Annotated in this window: 15 protein-coding genes; 5 read left to right on the top strand and 10 right to left on the bottom strand. The window is 48.2% G+C overall.

Annotation, left to right across the window (positions count from 1 at the left end):
- Positions 1 to 134: 134 nt before the first annotated feature.
- From ACE04G_RS05850 to uxaC, 4 genes are all read right to left on the bottom strand, one after another.
- Positions 135 to 2,015 carry an ABC transporter ATP-binding protein gene (locus ACE04G_RS05850; protein WP_339180243.1) on the bottom strand — a complete coding sequence of 627 codons (1,881 nt, stop codon included), beginning with the start codon at positions 2,013 to 2,015 and terminating at the stop codon, positions 135 to 137.
- Positions 2,012 to 3,739 carry an ABC transporter ATP-binding protein gene (locus ACE04G_RS05855; protein WP_339180245.1) on the bottom strand — a complete coding sequence of 576 codons (1,728 nt, stop codon included), beginning with the start codon at positions 3,737 to 3,739 and terminating at the stop codon, positions 2,012 to 2,014. The genes ACE04G_RS05850 and ACE04G_RS05855 overlap by 4 nt, the downstream gene beginning before the upstream one ends.
- Entirely contained in the window at positions 3,736 to 4,278 is a 543-nt protein-coding gene (locus ACE04G_RS05860; RefSeq protein WP_074092645.1) for a MarR family winged helix-turn-helix transcriptional regulator, read from the bottom strand. Before ACE04G_RS05860 ends, ACE04G_RS05855 begins: the two co-directional genes overlap by 4 nt.
- A gap of 401 nt (positions 4,279 to 4,679) precedes the next feature.
- A complete protein-coding gene (gene uxaC / locus ACE04G_RS05865; RefSeq protein ID WP_449005150.1) occupies positions 4,680 to 6,122 on the bottom strand; it encodes a glucuronate isomerase in 1,443 nt (480 codons plus the stop codon).
- Positions 6,123 to 6,325: 203 nt separating this feature from the next.
- Here uxaC and ACE04G_RS05870 point away from each other — a divergent pair, with 203 nt between their 5' ends.
- Complete coding sequence (locus tag ACE04G_RS05870; protein WP_449005151.1) at positions 6,326 to 7,069, top strand: MBL fold metallo-hydrolase; 744 nt, start codon at positions 6,326 to 6,328, stop codon at positions 7,067 to 7,069.
- A gap of 115 nt (positions 7,070 to 7,184) precedes the next feature.
- On the opposite strand, the gene ACE04G_RS05875 is transcribed toward ACE04G_RS05870, so the two are convergent.
- Complete coding sequence (locus tag ACE04G_RS05875) at positions 7,185 to 8,666, bottom strand: alpha-amylase (protein ID WP_449005152.1); 1,482 nt, start codon at positions 8,664 to 8,666, stop codon at positions 7,185 to 7,187.
- 204 nt (positions 8,667 to 8,870) lie between these two features.
- Positions 8,871 to 11,183 (bottom strand): ATP-dependent DNA helicase, encoded by a 2,313-nt coding sequence (locus ACE04G_RS05880; protein ID WP_449005153.1) that lies wholly within the window; start codon positions 11,181 to 11,183, stop codon positions 8,871 to 8,873.
- 137 nt (positions 11,184 to 11,320) lie between these two features.
- On the opposite strand from ACE04G_RS05880, the gene ACE04G_RS05885 reads away from it, so the two are divergent.
- Together ACE04G_RS05885 and ACE04G_RS05890 are read left to right on the top strand one after the other, a co-directional pair.
- Positions 11,321 to 11,818 carry an antibiotic biosynthesis monooxygenase family protein gene (locus tag ACE04G_RS05885; RefSeq protein ID WP_449005154.1) on the top strand — a complete coding sequence of 166 codons (498 nt, stop codon included), beginning with the start codon at positions 11,321 to 11,323 and terminating at the stop codon, positions 11,816 to 11,818.
- Positions 11,819 to 11,988: 170 nt separating this feature from the next.
- Positions 11,989 to 13,971, top strand: a complete 1,983-nt coding sequence (locus tag ACE04G_RS05890) for an LTA synthase family protein (RefSeq protein ID WP_449005155.1) — start codon at positions 11,989 to 11,991, stop codon at positions 13,969 to 13,971.
- 565 nt (positions 13,972 to 14,536) lie between these two features.
- Here the strand turns inward: ACE04G_RS05890 and ACE04G_RS05895 are convergent.
- From ACE04G_RS05895 to cidR, 4 genes are all read right to left on the bottom strand, one after another.
- Complete coding sequence (locus ACE04G_RS05895) at positions 14,537 to 15,208, bottom strand: GNAT family N-acetyltransferase (protein ID WP_449005156.1); 672 nt, start codon at positions 15,206 to 15,208, stop codon at positions 14,537 to 14,539.
- Positions 15,209 to 15,251: 43 nt separating this feature from the next.
- On the bottom strand, positions 15,252 to 15,926 hold the full coding sequence (locus ACE04G_RS05900; RefSeq protein ID WP_449005157.1) for a GNAT family N-acetyltransferase: 675 nt from the start codon (positions 15,924 to 15,926) through the stop codon (positions 15,252 to 15,254).
- Between the two features lie 261 nt (positions 15,927 to 16,187).
- Positions 16,188 to 17,045 carry a carbon-nitrogen hydrolase family protein gene (locus ACE04G_RS05905; protein ID WP_449005158.1) on the bottom strand — a complete coding sequence of 286 codons (858 nt, stop codon included), beginning with the start codon at positions 17,043 to 17,045 and terminating at the stop codon, positions 16,188 to 16,190.
- 111 nt (positions 17,046 to 17,156) lie between these two features.
- Positions 17,157 to 18,041 carry a cidABC operon transcriptional activator CidR gene (gene cidR, locus ACE04G_RS05910; protein ID WP_124116663.1) on the bottom strand — a complete coding sequence of 295 codons (885 nt, stop codon included), beginning with the start codon at positions 18,039 to 18,041 and terminating at the stop codon, positions 17,157 to 17,159.
- A 161-nt stretch (positions 18,042 to 18,202) separates the two neighbouring features.
- On the opposite strand from cidR, the gene ACE04G_RS05915 reads away from it, so the two are divergent.
- Both ACE04G_RS05915 and ACE04G_RS05920 read left to right on the top strand, forming a co-directional pair.
- Positions 18,203 to 18,574: a CidA/LrgA family protein gene (locus tag ACE04G_RS05915; protein ID WP_017691758.1), complete on the top strand. Its 372-nt coding sequence runs from the start codon at positions 18,203 to 18,205 to the stop codon at positions 18,572 to 18,574.
- On the top strand, positions 18,571 to 19,251 hold the full coding sequence (locus ACE04G_RS05920) for an LrgB family protein (protein ID WP_076209664.1): 681 nt from the start codon (positions 18,571 to 18,573) through the stop codon (positions 19,249 to 19,251). The genes ACE04G_RS05915 and ACE04G_RS05920 overlap by 4 nt, the downstream gene beginning before the upstream one ends.
- Positions 19,252 to 19,321: the final 70 nt, after the last annotated feature.

Here is a 19,321-nt window from a genome sequence, read left to right on the forward strand (position 1 = left end):
CATATCCTATAGATCCATCATATCGAAACGAATCCAATCAGCTCCACATTAGAATCCACTCCTCTGGATACACGACAAATAGCCGGGAACATCCCTAGGGGTGCTCCCGGCTATTCTTGTTAGTTACATTGTGATCAGATCGCCTGCGGTTGTTGCTCCGCAAACTGACTATTGTAGAGATCCGCGTAGAAGCCCTGACTTGCCATCAATTCATCATGATTGCCCTGTTCAATCACGTTACCATGATCCATAACCAGGATCAGATCGGCGCCGCGAATGGTGGACAAACGGTGTGCAATGACAAAGCTTGTGCGATCCTTCATCATATCATTCATTGCTTTCTGGATAAATACTTCGGTCCGTGTATCCACGCTACTCGTCGCTTCATCCAGAATGAGGATGGCCGGGTTCGCCAGAATCGCTCTTGCAATGGTCAGCAACTGTTTCTGCCCTTGAGAGATATTCGACGCCTCTTCATTCAGCACCGTATCATAACCATCAGGCAGTGTACGGATAAAGTGATCCGCATGTGCCGCAACGGCTGCCTTGATTACATCCTCTTCCGTAGAACCTTCTCTACCATAGGCGATGTTGTCCCGAATCGTTCCGTTGAACAACCAGGTATCCTGAAGCACCATGCCGAACAGACTGCGCAGCTTGCCACGCTCCATGTCCTTAATGTCGGCACCGTCAATCGTAATCCGACCATCCTGAATTTCGTAGAAACGCATTAACAGGTTGATCAGGGTTGTTTTACCGGCTCCCGTTGGTCCAACAATGGCGACCGTCTGTCCCGGTTTTACATCTATATTCATGTTATGAATGAGCAGTTCATTTTCTTTATATCCAAAGTTAACACCTTGGAATGCAACCGCACCTTTAGGCTGCCGTAATTGCACAGGTTGTTTAGACTCAGCAACTTCTTCCTCTTCATCCAGCAACTCGAATACCCGTTCTGCCGAAGCAATCGTTGATTGAATGATATTGGAGATATTTGCAATCTGGTTAATCGGTTGTGTGAATTGACGGGAATACTGTGTGAAGGCCAGAATATCCCCGATAGAGATAGAGCCGCGTGTAACGAAAATCCCACCAACCACACAGATCAGCACATAACCCAGGTTGCCCACAAAACTCATGAGCGGCATAATAATACCCGAGATAAACTGGGCTTTCCAGCCGGATTCATACAATTCTTCATTGACCTTCTCAAATTGCTGTACGGATTGTTCTTCACGTCCAAAAGCTTTGACAACCTTGTGTCCCGTGTACATCTCTTCGACATGACCATTCAGTTCCCCAAGGGATTTCTGTTGACCGGCAAAGTGTTTTTGCGAACGGGAAGCAACAAGCATAACAACAACCACACTGAGTGGCAGCGTCAAAATCGTGATTAGCGTCATCCATGGACTAATCGTCAGCATCATGATAATTACGCCGACAATCGTGACGATAGACGTAATGAACTGTGCCAAACTTTGCTGAAGTGTATTACTGATATTGTCCACGTCATTCGTGGCACGGCTAAGTGTCTCCCCAGTTGTGCGGGAGTCAAAATATTTCAAAGGAAGACGTCCAACCTTCGCACTGATCTGCTCACGCATGTCATACACAACACGTTGGGCCACACCGGCCATCAGGTATTGCTGAACATACATAAATGCAGCACTGAACAGATAGAGTCCGCCAAGCAGGTACAATACTTTCATTAATGCAGGAAAATCAATTCCGGCTCCCTGTACACCCTGAAGGATGGCAATGGCGCCTTTACTGAGAATATCCGTTCCTTCGGCCATAATTTTTGGACTGATGATGCTGAATACGGTACTCAAAATAGCTGCAACCAGCACACCTAACAGACGAGAACTATGGGGCTGGAGATAACGAATCAAGCGCCGCAGTGTGCCTTTGAAATCCTTCGCTTTCTCCACTGGAGGCCGCATACCCATTCCGCCTCCAGGGTGACCCGGCCCACCAGGGGAACGAGCCGACTTGCGTTCTGTACGTTCACTCATGCGATCTCCTCCTCTGTCAGCTGGGAGGATACAATCTCACGATACACTTCATTGTGCTCCAGCAGCTCTTTATGTGTTCCTGAACCGACAATTCGGCCCTCATCCATAACCAGGATGCGATCGGCATCCATTACTGTACTTACGCGTTGCGCAACAATCAGCACAGCTGCTTCTGTCGTTTCGGACTTCAGCGCAGCACGAAGTTTAGCATCCGTTTTGAAATCGAGAGCAGAGAAACTGTCATCAAAGATATAGACTTCCGGACGGCGAACAAGTGCGCGAGCGATGGACAGACGTTGCTTTTGTCCACCAGATACGTTGTTACCACCTTGAGCGATAAGGCTGTCATATCCCTCTTTCATCTCGGTAATGAAGTTCTCCGCCTGAGCTGTACGGGCCGCATGAACAACTTCATCCATTGTGGCATCATCTTTCCCGTGACGAATATTCTCCGTGATCGTACCCGTAAAGAGGACTGCCTTTTGTGGTACAAAGCCAATTTTGGCACGCAGATCTTCCTGCCGAATTTCACGCACATCCGTACCATTGACCCGAACACTACCTTCGGTCACATCATAAAATCGTGGAATAAGACTGAGCAATGTCGATTTCCCAGAACCCGTACCGCCAATGATGGCTGTTGTCTCTCCTGAGCGAGCTGTGAAGGAGATATCGGACAAAGCTGGATTCTCTGCGCCCGGATAACGGAAAGTTACATTCTCAAACTCAATCATACCCTGCATGGATTTCATGCCACGAGGCTGCTCGGGATTGCTAAGATCCGGCTGCATATCAAGCACTTCGTTGATCCGTTCCGCCGATGCTGAAGCTCTTGGAATCATGACAAAGATCATCGAAACCATAATCAGTGAGAACATGATTTGCATTGCATATTGGATGAAGGCAATCAATGCACCGATGTTCATATTGCCGCTGTCGATCCGCATTCCACCAAAATAAAGGATGGCAATCATCGAAAAGTTCATAACCAGCATCATCACAGGCATGATGGTCGCCATGAGTACATTAACTTTGATCGAAGAATCTCTCAGTTCTGTATTGGCACCGTTAAAGCGCACTTTCTCATGCTCCCCACGGTTGAATGAACGAACAACCCGAATCCCTGTTAACTGCTCACGCAGCACCAGGTTGAGACGGTCCAGCTTTTTCTGAATGGTTTTGAACAAAGGTAAACCCTTGGCACCAATCAGCGCAATGGCTCCGCCCAGTACCGGAAGCACGACCAGGAAAATCGTAGATAATTTGGCGTCCTGAGATACCGCCATGAAGATACCCCCGATGCACATGAGCGGAGCCATAATCATCATTCGCAGCATCATCGTAAGTACATTCTGTACCTGTGTGATGTCATTCGTCGTACGCGTAATCAGTGAAGCAGTACCCATCTTATCGAACTCCTGGAGCGAGAAATTCTCCACATGGCGGAAAACTCTGCTACGCAGTTGTTTGGCAAATCCGCCCGCTGTTCGAGATGAGAGGTAACTGGCGATCACCGAACACGCCGTTCCGCCAATCGCGATGACCAACATCCATCCACCAATCTGCCAGATATACGGGATATCCCCTTTTATGATGCCGTCATTCACAATATCCGCCATTAACGTAGGCAGGTACAATTCAGCAAGCGACTGAAACAGTACCAAAACCAGAATGAAAATAATCGGAATTCGGTATGGCTTCAGCATGCGAAACAGTTTCATCATGGCGTATCATCTCCTCTTGTCGAATCATCCTTTTGCAAGGAAGTTAATGTATCAAAAAAGGTGTATACCTTGGTCAACAACTCAGCCAGCTGAGTACTGTCTTGCTCACCCAAATGCTCAACTAACTTATTGAATATTTCCATGCGCTCTTGGTGAGCAGCTCGAATAATTTCACGACCTGCTTCAGTAATCGTGATGCGGACAGCACGTCTATCCTCCGGGTCCATCGTCCGTTTGACCAGCCCCTCATCTTCAAGGCCACGAATAACAGGTGTAATGGTCGGTGACTTCACTCGTAGCAATGCGCTGATTTCCGAGACTTTCATCCCGGGATGATTGGATTCGATCGTGTCATTGAAATCAGGCGGATTGTCCTGCCAGTTCAATTGTTCTCCTGGATGCATCCCGTGGAGTAAACAACCCAGCACCATAATTTCATTGTGATTGCGCCCATGAGGTTTATGCTGCCTCCATTTGCCTTTATTAAACTGCATAATGGAGTACAAAAGCTTCTGAGCGACCGGATCTATACCAGTCATAATGGGTCCCTCCTTCTTTCTTTATCATTCCATAGACATCCAACATCATAGGACATCTATTAAATAGCAGTACAATTAAATAGATGCACAATTAATTAGGTGTACTAAGTATATTATCGTAAGAAGCCAATGTCAAACATCTAAAAATAACCAATATAAACCCATAACCAAGAGCCTATACGCGCTTGATTTTGGGTTTTGTCATTTTGCCGTCATTGGAGCCCGTTATACTTATTATGTGCAATTCCATGAATTCAACTTACAAAGAAACTCCCATTCTATACTCCGGTGGATGATGACCCGGGAGTATAGAATGGGAGCATTTTTATTACGATTGAAAAGTAGACACAAAAGAATCTTCTTATTGCATAAATTGCATGATTAGGTGCGTTTGTTACTCATTAAGACTGTGAAGCAGAGACTGTTTTGAGCACTGAGGCAAACGGGAAATATTCTTTTGCGTTGTTGTAGGCGATGCCTTGGACAATCTGACCGAGCAGTTCCATATCCTGCGGTGCTTCGCCCTGTTCAGCCCATTCACCAATGAGATTGCAGACCAGACGACGGAAATACTCATGCCGCGTGTAGGACAGGAAGCTGCGTGAATCGGTCAGCATGCCGACAAATCGGCTGAGCAGACCAACATTCGCCAGGGCTTTCATCTGGGCTAACATGCCATCCTTGGTATCATTGAACCACCAGGCTGCACCAAGCTGGATTTTACCCGGAATACCCCCGCCCTGGAAGCTGCCGATGATCGCCGCGAGCACTTCGTTGTCCCTTGGATTCAGAGAATACAGAATCGTTTTGGGCAGTGCTTGTTGCTGCTCCAACGCGTCGAGCAATCCAATCATCGCTGCGGAAAGCGGCGTATCATTCACGGCATCGTAACCCGTATCCGGCCCAAGCTTGGCAAACATCCGTGTGTTGTTGTTACGGGCTGCATTAATGTGGAACTGCATCACCCAGCCCCGATCTGCATACAGTTTGCCAAGGAACGTCAGCGTTACCGTCTTGTACTTGTCCTCTTCCTCACGAGTTACCTTCTGACCCGCAAGTACCTTTGCAAAGATGGCAGCTGCTTCTTCGCGTGTAGCCACGCCGTAAGGAACATAATCAAGTGCATGGTCAGAGACTCTGCCGCCGACAGAATGGAAGAATTCCACCCGGGACTCCAGCGCAGCAAGGAAGGATTCATAATCTGAAATGGCAGTGCCAGATGCCTGCGACAGCTTGCCCACCCATTCCACGAAGGTATCCCGGTTCAATTCCAAGCCCTTATCCGGGCGGAAAGAAGGTAATACCGCCGTATCAAAGCCTTCGATTTCCTGAATTTTCAGATGATACTCCAGAGAATCCGTTGGATCATCGGTTGTGCACACAACAGTGACATTGGATTTGGTAATCAAATCACGTGCACCGAATCCGTCACTGTTCAGTTTGACATTTACTTTGTCCCAGATGGCCGGTGCGCTTGTCTCATTCAATACTTCGTAGACGCCGAAATATCGCTGTAATTCCAAGTGAGACCAGGCGTACAGCGGATTACCAATCATCATCGGTACCGTTTTGGCATAAGCCAGGAAACGATCGTAATCGGTTACTCCCTCGCCGCCGGTCACATATTGCTCTTCAATTCCGTTTGCGCGCATGAGCCGCCACTTATAGTGATCACCGTATAACCAAGCCTCTGTAAGATTGCCAAAGGTTTTGTTCTCGTAGATCTCCTGAGGACTGAGGTGGCAATGATAATCAATAATCGGCATGTCTTTGGCATAATCCTCATATAACTTGATCGCCGTTTCATTGTGCAGCAAAAATTGTTCATCCAGAAAAGATTTCATTCGCCTCGCACGCTCCCTTTAGGTGAGTTTACGTTCATATGGGTTCACTTCCCATCTTTACGCTACACTGTTTATCATCAAAGTTCAATATAAAATGATAGCGTTATCAAAAAAGGTTGATTTAGGCATATATTCGGGAACAAGGTATACTGGATTTAACGCAAGGATGCTGATCTGAAGATCACACAAGGAGATGAAATGAATTGAAAATCACTTTTCTCGGCACAGGAGATATGTTCAGCGTGGAGCAGCACCACAATAGTATGTTGGCTGAATTTGGAGGAACGCATCTGGTCATTGATTTTCCGGAATCGAATGCCAAAGCACTTAAGGAATATGGATTCGCCATGACCGATATCCACAATGTGTTCATTACCCACCTGCATGAGGATCATATTAACGGTGTACAGATGCTCGGATACTACTCACAGATCGTAGGCGACCGCAAACCCCGCCTGTTCATCCACGAACAATTGGTAGATCCGCTCTGGAACATTCTATCCCCCGGCATGCGCTACACCACGGATGGTGAACGTACCATGAGTGATTACTACGATGTCGTCCCCCTGCCAGATGGAGGCACATTTGAACTGGACGGCGTGACGTTTGAGACGTTTCGGACCCAACATGTTCCCGGTATGGTCAGCAATGGGCTTCTCGCCAAGCCTTACTTCTATTACAGTGCAGACAGTACACTCGACCAGGAACGGGTGGAGCAGGTTGCCGCTGATGTGCAGCTGATTTTCCATGAATGTCATATGCATGATCTGGTGATCAAATCCCATACCTCATTGAAGGATATGGAGCAGTTACCCGCTGAAGTGAGACAGAAAACCGTACTGATGCATTATCATGATGAGTACGCGGATGCCGACAGACGGGATCAGTTCAACCTCGAGCATGATCTGCGAATGGTTGGCACATTGGAATCATTTGAACTGGAGTAGGTAAACGGAGAACTTATTAGGAACATACCAAAAACCACCTGCCCGGCAGAAACTGGTCGGCTCAGGTGGAATAATGGTGTATATGGTCGTTTCTAATATCATTTATTCTAATCTGTTACTCAGCGTCAGCACAGTCCTCATTCTGTTCGGGAAGAGCCCATACCGAGACGCCTCCACCGCACACATGGAAGGTGGCCCAGCCGTCTTTCTCAATGGTAATCTGATCATCACAGCTCTTCGTCAGATCCACCCAGACTTCACCAGCACGATGCTCTCCGATGAACATTCTCTTCTCACCGTCATCCCCGTTGGAGATGACCACCGCACAACCGGAGCCTTCGATTTCCTCTACGCCACGACGTACCCAGCCGATGGTATTCGCGTGATCGAAGTAATCTTCCTGCTCTCCATATGCCTTATTGCAACGGGCAGACAACAGAATATCCAGAATTTCTTTTTTGCCATCCACAGGTTCAGGACCACCAATGCCATAATAATCCCCGTAAAATACAACCGGATAACCATCGCGACGTAATAGCGTCAGGGCATACGCGCTCGGCTTAAACCAATCACCAATCCATGATTCCAACGCTTCATGAGGTTGGGAGTCATGATTATCTACAAAAGTTACCGCATGGGTAGGATGGGTCTGCACCAAGGTATCGTCAAAAATTTTGGAGAGATCAAAGTCTCTGCCTGCAAGTGAAGCCTCATGCAGCTTGTAGTGAAGAGACACATCAAACAGGTCGATCTGATAGTCTACCGTATCAAGGAAATCACGACACGCATCCAGGTTCGAGTTCCAGAACTCACCTACGATGTAGAAATCCTGACCGCGTTTGCGGATCATCTCTGCTGCGAATTCCTTAATGAATTCGTGGTTGATATGTTTAATGGCATCCAGCCGGAACCCACCACACTGAAGGGTATCGATCAGCCATTTCCCCCAATCGATCATCTCGCGCCTTACATCCGGGTGGTTATAATCTATATTGGCGAACATCAGATAGTCATAGTTGCCAAACTCATCATCGACATTCTCATTCCATTTTTTATTCTCTCCTGCGATGCGGAATACACCTGTTCGTTCTCCCTTGGCGTCAAAGTCTGTACCGTTGAAATGTTCAGAGCTCCACTTAAAGGAGGAGTATTGATCTCCGCGACCCGGGAATGTGAATTTGGTCCAGCCCTCAATCTCGAACGGTTTGGAAATTTCCTTCGTCCGATCATTCGGATCAACCTCAATCACTTTGAACACTTCCGTCTCATCTGCTCCGGCCTTGTGATTCATAACCAGATCCACATAGACGGCTATGCCGTTCTTCTGACACTCAGCAATGGCCTCCACCAATTCCTGCTTGGTGCCATATTTGGTTCGTACGGTACCCTTTTGATCAAATTCGCCCAGATCATACAGATCATATACACCATAACCTGTATCTTCTGCTGACACTGCCTTGGTTACGGGTGGTACCCATACCGAGTCAATACCTTTGGCTTTCAGTTCCGGGGCCATTTCAGCCAGTCGCTTCCAATGATCTCCGTCTGCAGCCAGGTGCCATTCAAAAAACTGCATCATGGTATGATTTCTCTTCATTATAACCGACCTCCTTGATTGCTTTCGAAGCGGACCGCGGAACGGATAGGGTAATTCGCCGTTGTTCGTTCGTTGCTAACCAAGTTATAACCCTTTCACCCTACCCTTCAATCATGTAAAGGAAAGAAATCTGAGAAAAATGTTAAACTTCTTGGTTCAGCATTTGCCTGATTCCATTGAAATTGCTGTGAAGATACATCATGTTCAAATTCGCTTGTAGTCCCGCCACTCCTCGGGCAGCAGGGAACGATACGGCTCTTGGATAAAACGATCGTCGACCAGCACCAGCACGCCCCTGTCCTCTTCCGTTCGAATCAGCCTTCCTCCTGCCTGCAGCACCTTGTTCATACCGGGGAAAATATAAGCATAATTGAACCCGTTGCGGCCTGTACGGTCATAATAATCACGAAGCACATTGTTCTCCAGACCAATCTGCGGCAACCCCGCACCTACCACAACGACGCCATTCAAGCGGTCTCCCGGCAGATCGACACCTTCCGAGAATACACCACCCATGACGGCAAATACCAATCGTGTCCGTTCAGGGTTTGGCTGGAATCCATCCAAAAACTGCTCCCGTTCCAGTTCGTTCATGCCTTGTTTTTGTATGACCGTATCCGCTTCACTTGGAAGCTGTGCATAGGTTTCGTATATCTCGCGCATATAAGGGTAAGAAGGGAAGAACACCATCAGATTGCTGCGCGGCCATTCGGTCACCAGCTGTTGCAGCATCTCCGCAATGGGTCGCCGGGATTGCTCCCGATCCTTATAACGCACGGATAAGGGCAGGAGCCTCACATCCAATTGTTCCCGCTGAAATGGAGATGGAATCTGCAATGTATAATCCTCTTCCTCTGCACCCAGCATATCCCGATAATAGCGAAGGGGTGACAATGTGGCCGAGAAATGAATGAGGGAGCGGAATCCTTTGGCCGTCTGACGAAGCAGTACCGAAGGATCGAGACAGAATAACTTCACTCTCACTTCACTTCGAACACACTCTGCATACGTAATAAAACGTTCATCATACAGCTTGGCAATACGCAGGAAATTCTGTGCCGTGAAGTAGGCATCCAACAGCAGTTGATCCGTCTCGGCATTCCCCGAGCCACCTTCAACAAGACATTGCTCCGCGACCCTGACAAAAGGCTCCAGCCGTTCAATCAGTTCCTCCGGTGCTTCCTGCTGGATGATCTTCCCTTCTTCTCCACCGTTTTTCCGAAGGGTAATCAGATACTTATCAATGGCCCCGGTGTAATCAACAATGGCTTTGGCAGCAGGCACACTGCTGTCCAGCGACTGGAACTCTCTTTTCACATCCAGAAATACTGCCTTCTCCAGCTCGGCGGAAAACATCATTCGGCCACGATCGACCAGATTATGAGCCTCGTCCACCAGTAACACCGTCTTGCGTTTCTGCTCCTCCAACATTCTTTTCAGAGAGATCCTCGGATCGAAAATATAGTTATAATCGCAGATCACCGCATCGGCTGCATACGCCGCATCCAGGGAAAACTCAAACGGACACACCCGATGTTTGCGCGCATACTGCTCGATGACCGGACGTGTCATCAACGTCTCATGTTCCAGCATGTCCAGCACGGCCCCGTTAATACGGTCATAATATCCTTCACACATGCCACACTGCCCCGTATCACAAGCTTCCTCTTCCTTAAAACAAATCTTGTCCTTCGCGGTCAGACTGATCACATGCATCTTCAATCCTTCCGATTGCATCCGGGCAAAAGCTTCTTCTGCCGCCACTCGTGTCGTCGTCCTCGCGGTCAGATAGAACAATCGGCTGGCTTCGCCTTCGCCAATCGCTTTGACCGTGGGAAACAGTACGGACATCGTTTTACCAATGCCTGTTGGTGCTTTGGCCATCAATCCCTGGCCCTCACGAATGGTCTTGTACACAGCTCCTGCCAGCTTCCGCTGTCCCTCCCGATATTTGCGAAAAGGAAACGGCAGCTCTCGCACACTGACATCTCGCTTTTCTTCATATGCAGCGATCATCTCTGCATATGGCGCATAACCAGCAATCACTTCTGCCGCAAACTGCTCCAGTTCCTGTCGCTCTGCCATTCGGCGAAACCGTCTTTCTTCATGGGTTACCGAATGCACATACGTCAACTGCACTTGCATGCGTGGTTCATCTTGTTGAACGGCGTACATGTAGGCATACATCATGGCCTGCGCCCAGTGCACGGGAAGACCTTCTCCCAGATCATCCAGATTGCCCGCAGTCGATTTGATCTCATCCACCGTCAACTGACCCTCCAACCGGATCAGGCCATCACATCGTCCCTCCACCACATAGGTCAGATCCCCATGTTGAATCTCAGCTTCGAGCACAATCTCTTTCAGATCCTCTTCCGTGTACTCCTTCTGTACCCGCTGATGAATTCGAGTTCCCTCCTGCATCGAGGCATTGGTCCGGAACCCTGGACGTATGCTGCCACTGCGGTACACATACTCCACCAAAGGTCTAACCGATATCCGAATTGTTGTTGTCATACGATCACCCGTTCTGTTTGTAGTGATTATACTTTATCATGAAAAGACGTACTCAAACCAGTTGATCCGCCGATTGGACTCGCACAATCCCATATGCTATCTTGAGATAGTATGTACTTAATGAGGAGGCCGCTTCTATGTATATCTATTTGGTTCCTTCACCGATTCCGGATGCACTTGCTGCATACCCGCATCTGACTCTGCGAAGCGAAGAGCACGTGCGTCTGGCTATTGAATCCGCAGAACGCCTGATGAATATCGAGTCTGATGATAAAATAGCCGCATATGAAGCTTTCGATGCCGCAGGCTCCTGGACTGGCGGTGGTTACGCTGTTCTCAACAATATCCCTGTTACAGAGGATGGTCGTAACGATTTTGAAGAACGGTTTAAGAACCGTGCCCGCAAGGTAGAAGAAGAGCCTGGCTTTGTCGGTATTCGTGTGCTTCGTCCTCTGAAGGATGACACATATGTTGTACTTACACTCTGGCAGTCGGAGGAAAATTTCAAAGGCTGGCAGGAATCCCAAGCATATAGTCACGCTCATCGTAACCGCAGTACAAGCGAAGGGCTGACCGCACAGAAGCCCACCATGTTCCCTAGACCTTCTTACGTTACAACGTACACTATAGAATAACGGATTGGGTCACCTCTGGCGTTTATCGCAGTAGCCCATGTTTTTCCAAACCTCTTCCTGTATGGAAGAGGTTTTTTGCCGTCAATTGTTGAAGGCTCTCATTTTTGACACAGCCATGCTCAGATAGGATAATACTTGTTAAATGAAACTTCGGAAGGGAAGGCGGTACCTTGTCACGCAGTTCACTCACCCGATTTCTAAGCGGACCGTTTATATTCTTTACCATTATCATGATGATCAAAAGTTCACTGGCCTGGATTGTTATCTTCGATGACATCCCTGTCTGGAAACCACTGCTGACCGAATTGCCGCTCATCTGGATCGGCTTCTGTCTAATTGAGTGGTTTGCTGCCAAGCGGCGGATGTGGATATACCTTGCCATGAATTTGCTGCTCTCAGGGATTTTCTTTGCAGCCATCATGTACTACAAATACTATGGCGTAATCGTTAACTATCACGCGTTGGCACAGGTGAATCAGGTGACCTCGGTCAAGAGCAGCATGTTCTCTTTGCTTGATCCCTATTATTTGTTTATTTTTGCAGACGTTCTGATCATTGGGGGGATACTCATTCGTCGCCGGATCAAGCTCGGGAGTACAGAACGCCCGAACCGCATTCCGCTTGAACGACGTGCCAGAAGACGGGTTGCCTCGGTCATTCTGACCTTGTCCATGATCCTGTGCATGCTCAACATCTATCCCAATCGGGCCAGCATGAGTGAGCTTACACAAGCAGAACAGATGGGTATCCTCGGTTACGAGGCATATACCATCCTGGATCGACCTGATAAACCTGTACCCATTGCTCACATCGATCAGACTGACATTGACCAACTGAAACAAACGACCGAACTTCCTTCGATTGTGGAGCAGGGTGCCGCGAGCGGACGCAACGTGATTATGCTCCAGTTGGAATCGTTCCAGAACTTTCTGATTGGATTAGAGGTAGATGGACAGGAGATCACGCCTAATCTGAATCAATTGGCTAGACAGAGCCTGTATTTTCCGAACTTCTATCAGCAAGTGGGACAGGGAAATACATCAGATGCAGAATTTGTTGTGAACACATCGTTCTACACCCCGCCAAACGGGGCAGCAACAACTGTATATGCGGATAAAGCTCTGCCGAGTCTACCCAAGCTAATGTCAGCAAACGGATATCAGACAGCTACATTCCATACAAATGATGTTCGTTTCTGGAATCGGGATCAGTTATACAAGGCACTTGGATTCGACCAGTATTATGATATTAATTATTTCGGCATGCAGGACTCTATCGCGTTTTCGGCCTCGGATGAAGTCTTATATTCCAAAACACTGGATAAGCTGGAATCCATGCAATCTTCGGGTGATCCCTTCTATGCCCATATCATCTCCATGTCAGCCCACCACCCGTACACTTTGCCTAAAAACAAGGTGAAGCTGACGCTGCCAGAGCGTTACAAGGATACGTTGCCCGGTGATTATCTGATATCACAGCATTATGCGGATGAGGCAGTTGGACAGTTGATTGCTGGATTGAAAGAACGGGGATTATGGGAAAATAGCTTGTTCGTCTTGTACGGGGATCACCTGGGGCTTCCCATCTACTCACTGGATCGGGATGACAAAGTCCTTATGAAAGAGTTGTATGGTCGGGAATACACATCAGCAGATATGATTAATATTCCACTCATTATCTCGGCCCCGGGTGCTACTCCCGGTGTACAGCTGGAGCAGATCGGAGGCCAGGTGGACATTCTGCCAACGATTGCGGGACTCACCGGAGTATCGCTGAAGGACCAATTACACTTCGGACAGGATTTGTTACACGAAGGTGGAAATCTCTTACCCGAACGCTATTACCTTCCCTCCGGGTCGGTGCTAAACGACGCTTCTCTCTTCATTCCGGCGAAAGGATACGGGGATGGGACGCATTATTCCCTAGCTGATGCGGGCAGACAAGATGCCCAGCAACAGCAGATGAATGTTCCTTCAGAAGAGATGCCGAAGAATTCAGGAGAAGAGGAATCTCCAACTATCACCACACCCAATAACAGTGGGCAGTCTTCTTCACGGTTTATAACGAAGGAACAATATGATCGGGCATTGGATCTTGCACACTTGTCCAACAGTTATTTAAGCCAGTTACCGGACCGAAAGGAAGCGAAATAAAAACTAATCGTTAAATGTACTGTTAAATAGGCTTCATTAACAATAGATAATAATCTAAAGTATGTCTTCAAAATTAGGCAAGCTATATGATGATAGATATCAGCATACAGAAAGTAAAGTTTCGAAGTCCCATCTTGAGGTCCCAGCTTGCCGGCCGGATCCTGGCGAATGGGTAGACAATTTTCTAAGGAACTCAGGACGTCTTATTTGACCTTTAGATCCTCTTTATACATTGTAAAGAACATCAGACACGTTATTTCCCAAAATCCCCCGAAAAAATGCTGCAAACGGCTGTTTATTCGGATATAGCGTTTCTCAGGTTCCTTAGATTTCTGCGGATGCTTCAAATCCCTGAATAAGGCGCCTCAGATTCGTTAGGACTCGCTTCGTGCCTTGCTCCAACCACAAGTTTAGCGATCATTTTATATCTACTTCCAATATCCTTAATACAACCGAAAAAGCCCGCTAAACAGAACCGATCACGGTCTGATTAACGGGTCTTTTCTTGGTTTTATTGTGGCTTAGGACATTACAACGCCATTCTCTGTGACAGCCCTGCTTCCGTTTACAACGGCAGTAGCGCAACCGACTTGCGAGCAGTCAATTGGTCTACCATGGCAAGCCATTCCTGCGGTTTGTTTGGTAACACCGCATAATATCGATTCAGGAAATCAGCCACCAGACTTGCTGGCAATTCACCAAGCGACTCATCGCCTGGCATAAAGCACAGATCCAGTCCGCCAACTGCTTCACCGTCACCTTGCCAAGATGGATGAACATACGGGAAGTCCAGACGCTGGTACCCCAGATGGGACAATACTTCACGACGTACATACGGGTCCATTGGCTTAATGCCGCCAAACTCGTGATCCTGACTCAGATAAGGATTATAGATTTCGGCAAACATACCGAACAATTCTTTCCCGTTTGTCGCAGCCAGCTTTTGCAGATCACGCTTGCGGTGATTCGCCAGGAAACTGCCAATTCCCAGACCTTCGCGCCCAATAATCGTGAAGTCCGTCATGGCAACGTTCCAGTCCTCGTAATAACGGTACTCTGTCGCTCCAACAACCTGTCCCTCATGCACAGCCACGAACACCCGAATACCCGGATCTTCCAGTGGTTCTTCCCAAAGGGGGAAGTCCAGCACTTCTTCCCGCGGGAAAATCTCCTGCATCAACTTGTGCATTTGGGCAAACAATGGATCTTTAATAGATGTAATACGCGTGAACTCCATGAATAAATACCCCCTCAATTGATGATGTATTTCATTTGAATTTTTATTTGAACGGATTCCGCCACTCCATCAGGGCAGCATAATTGCAGGATTCCTCGTCGTCCAGATAGTCTGCAGACACACCAACAGGCATGCGACCACAGCGAAGCAGGAACGAGATTACCGGGTCACGCCTCTCTCCCGCTGCTACCTGATCCAGATATACCTGCGCAGACAGTTGGTCTGCAACCAGATGATAACCGGGCATTCTACCCGCACCCAGTAACCGATCCATCCCCTGAGCGATGACAAGGTGGTACATCGCCTGCATCATAAGCTGAGCCAGTCCCCATTTGCGGTACTTTGGACGAACACAGAGATCCACAATATACAGCGTGCTGCCATCTGGCTGGTGGTTACGAATATAGCCGTCATCCGTTACTTCGGCCCAAGTATGACTTGCTGGATGTGCAGAGTCCCACTGCATTCGTAGCGAAGTCATTGAGCCAGCCAACTCTCCATCGACTTCAATGCAGATAGCACCCTCCGGGTAATGCTGCACATGACTGGTGAGCTGCTCGTGACTCCAGAGCAGCTCTTCTGGATAAGGAGGAGGGAAACTCTCCGCCTGAATGCGAATGAGTTCCTCAAAGTCGGCTGCAATATAATTGCGAACAACTGCCTTTCCCCTTTTGCCACTTTGCTCCGGGTCGGTGATCAGCATTTCTTTGGTATACATGTTGCCGGGTCACCCCTTTCCACTGACAAATGAATTTCCTGCTCTGCTCTGTTCCGTTCAGTTTTTATTACGTGTTCAAAAAGGTCGGTTTTCAGTACCGAGAAGATGGGATGAAGCTAGAAATGGAGTAGCGGAGCGTAGGGAAGACTACGTGAGCAACGGACATTTCGGCTGAATTCCATATTCGATGCTGATGATGCCACTGGGCATCCTTCGTAATCAAAAGCGGACTTTTTGAACAACCTCTATAAGCGTTGCTGCCTACTCCCAATCGGTATACAGATCAGTACGGCGGTCACGCCAAGTCGTTACCGATCCACGTTCACGCACCTCATACAACAAGTCCAGATCCAGATCGGCGGTCACGATCATATCGTTGTTAATCTCACCCTCGGCCAGAATGCCACGTGGCGGGAACGGGATATCATTCGGCGTAATAATGGCAGCCTGTCCATAGTTGGCACGCATGAAATCTACTGTTGGCAGGTTACCCACTGTTCCGGTTAACACAACATACACCTGATTCTCCACCGCGCGGGCATGACTCGTATAACGTACACGGAAGAATCCGTGACGATCGTCCGTACAGGAAGGACAGAAAATCACATCAGCGCCTTTGGCTTTGGCCATCCGTACAATTTCCGGGAATTCAATATCGTAACAGGTCAGCATCGCAATACGGCCTTTATCGGTGTCGAACACCTCAAGTCCGTCTCCGGGAGCCATATTCCATTCCTCTACTTCGGTTGGCGTAATGTGAATCTTGTCCTGGCGCGCGATGCGACCATCCGGGTAGAACATGTGGGCTGTATTATACAGCTTCCCTTCACGGCGAATGACGTGGGTTCCCCCGATGACGTGCATGCCGTACTTGGCAGCAAGTGACGTGAACAGTTGTTCATATTGCTCCGTAAAGTTAGGCAGATCCTCAATTGTCAGTGCATTGCCTTGTTTGTCCCCAATGGACATTAACTGTGTTGTGAAAAATTCCGGAAACAGCACAAATTCGGTTCCGTATTCGCTCGCTGTCCGTATGTAATGCTCAGCCTGAGCGGCGAACTGCTCAAACGAGCTAATTGTGTGCAATTGGTATTGTACAGCGGATACCCGCAGTTTCATGTTCGTACACCTCCATCATGATTATGCTTCCATTGTAACAACGATCCGGGGTCAACAAAAGAGTATTTACACCGGTCACTACAATGACAGAACTACCTTCCGATCGCTTCCTTACTCACCCAGCATCGACTGTGTGAATGCGATCCACTCTCTCGTGGCAAATGAAAGATAGCGGTCCTTCCGCCAGATCATACCAAGCTGCCATGGAATCACCGGTTCCACTACCGGTATGATGCGTACACGCATATGGTCCACCTCACGACAGATCGTCTCCGGCAGTAAGGCCACCCCCAGATTGGCGGCAACCATCGCGCTGAGCAGATCCCACTGGGAGCTCTCATATACCACCCGGGGCTGGAACCCAGCATGCTGACAGGCCACAATAATCCGGTCATGCAGCGCAAAATCCTCCCGAAACAGCACAAAGGCGTCGTTCTCCAGTTCATGCAGCGCAACCGACTCTTTACCTGCAAGCGGATGTGAAGGGTGTACAAGCAGGTTCAGCTTCTCTTTCACAAACACAAAATGATCCAACAGCTCATCCACGGTTGGCAATACGGCAACGCCAATATCCAGTGCACCACTGATCACATCGGCCTCCACTTTTTTGGCACCATCCTCAAACAGCTGAATGGTCACCTGCGGGTAGGCTTTGTGAAATTCACCAATGATCATGGGGAAAAAGCTTGATCCTACCATCGGTGGCAAGCCGATCCGCAGATGTCCTTTCTTCAAGTTCATTAGATCGTCCAATTCGGACGACAGACTGCGGAATGATTTTTCAATCTCCAGTGCCTGCCGAAAAAACACATGACCTGCATCGGTTAGTTCCACTTTCTTACCATAACGGTCCAACAACGTGATACCCAACTCCTCTTCAAGACTCTTGACCGTCTTGCTGATCGTGGGCTGAGTGATATACAGGACTTCGGCGGCTTTAGTGAAGCTCTGCTGCCGGGCAACTTCCAGAAAATATTGCAAATGGCGGATATCCATCGGTTGATTCCCACCTCTCATAGATAAATGGAATAGTAAACATTCTTAATATGCATTTTACTCATGAAAGAATGCCATGTAAAATTTATGATATCAAATGAATCATTTTCATTTTCATATTAACTCAAAGGATTACGTTGATTATACAAGGAGGGATTGAAGTGAAAAAATGGGGCCTTGGTATTGCACAAGTTGCGCTCTTAATGGTTTTTTCACTGCTCATGGACCTGCTGGCCCGTACTCTCCATCTTCCTGTACCAGGTTCAATACTCGGTATGGTCGTGTTATTCATTCTGCTTCAGACTCGTGTCGTGAAGCTGCGCTGGATTGAAGTTGGAGCTGCCTGGCTGCTCGGTGAACTATTGTTATTTTTTATCCCGTCAGCCGTTGGCATTATGAACTATATGCCCATGCTGGAGCATGACGGTCTGCAGATTTTATTCATCGTACTGCTTAGTACATTTCTGGTCATGTCCTGCACAGGCCTGGTGGCTACACGAATCGCGAAACGAAAGGAGCGTCACACCGGATGATTGGATTTCTCTGCCTGCTGTTAACCGTCGGTATCTATGCGGTCGCCAAACGAATGTATCGTAGTCTGCCAAAAGTATATCTGTCTCCACTGCTCATTACGCCGCTGCTTGTCGTTGGCATATTGCTCGCAACGGGAACGGATTATACCACGTATAGCAGTGGCGGCAAATGGCTGAGTCTGCTTCTCCAACCGGCCACCGTGGCGTTTGCCGTACCGCTTTATACCTTTTTCCATGTACTCAAAAAACATATTTCCGAGATTGTCTTCAGTGTCATGACCGGCTCGGTGGTTGCTGTACTTTCTTCTGCCCTGCTCGCCAAATGGTTGCGCCTGGATTCCGGTCTCATTCATAGTCTGATCCCAAGATCGATCACCACCCCGATTGCCATGAACGTTTCGGCTACCATCGGTGGCATTCCCGCAGTGACAGCTGTTTTTGTTATTATGACTGGTCTGCTCGGAGTGATTATGGGCCCTTCGATCGTTAAGATGCTGCGCATCGATGGGGAGATTGCACGAGGCACACTGTTTGGAACCGGTGCCCATGGCACAGGGACATCCAAGGCGTTTGAACTGAGTTCCCTGACGGGTACCATCTCCAGCATCTCCATGGTGCTCGCTGCCTTGTTCACTTTAGCCGTTGCACCCGTCCTTTCTAAACTTATTTTCCCATAATGGATGGAATTATCCACTTTTTTGAAATATTATTGTTGTATTAAAGCCCTTTCTTCCTTACAATAAGGAC

It is taken from the genome of Paenibacillus sp. AGC31, from assembly GCF_057334655.1.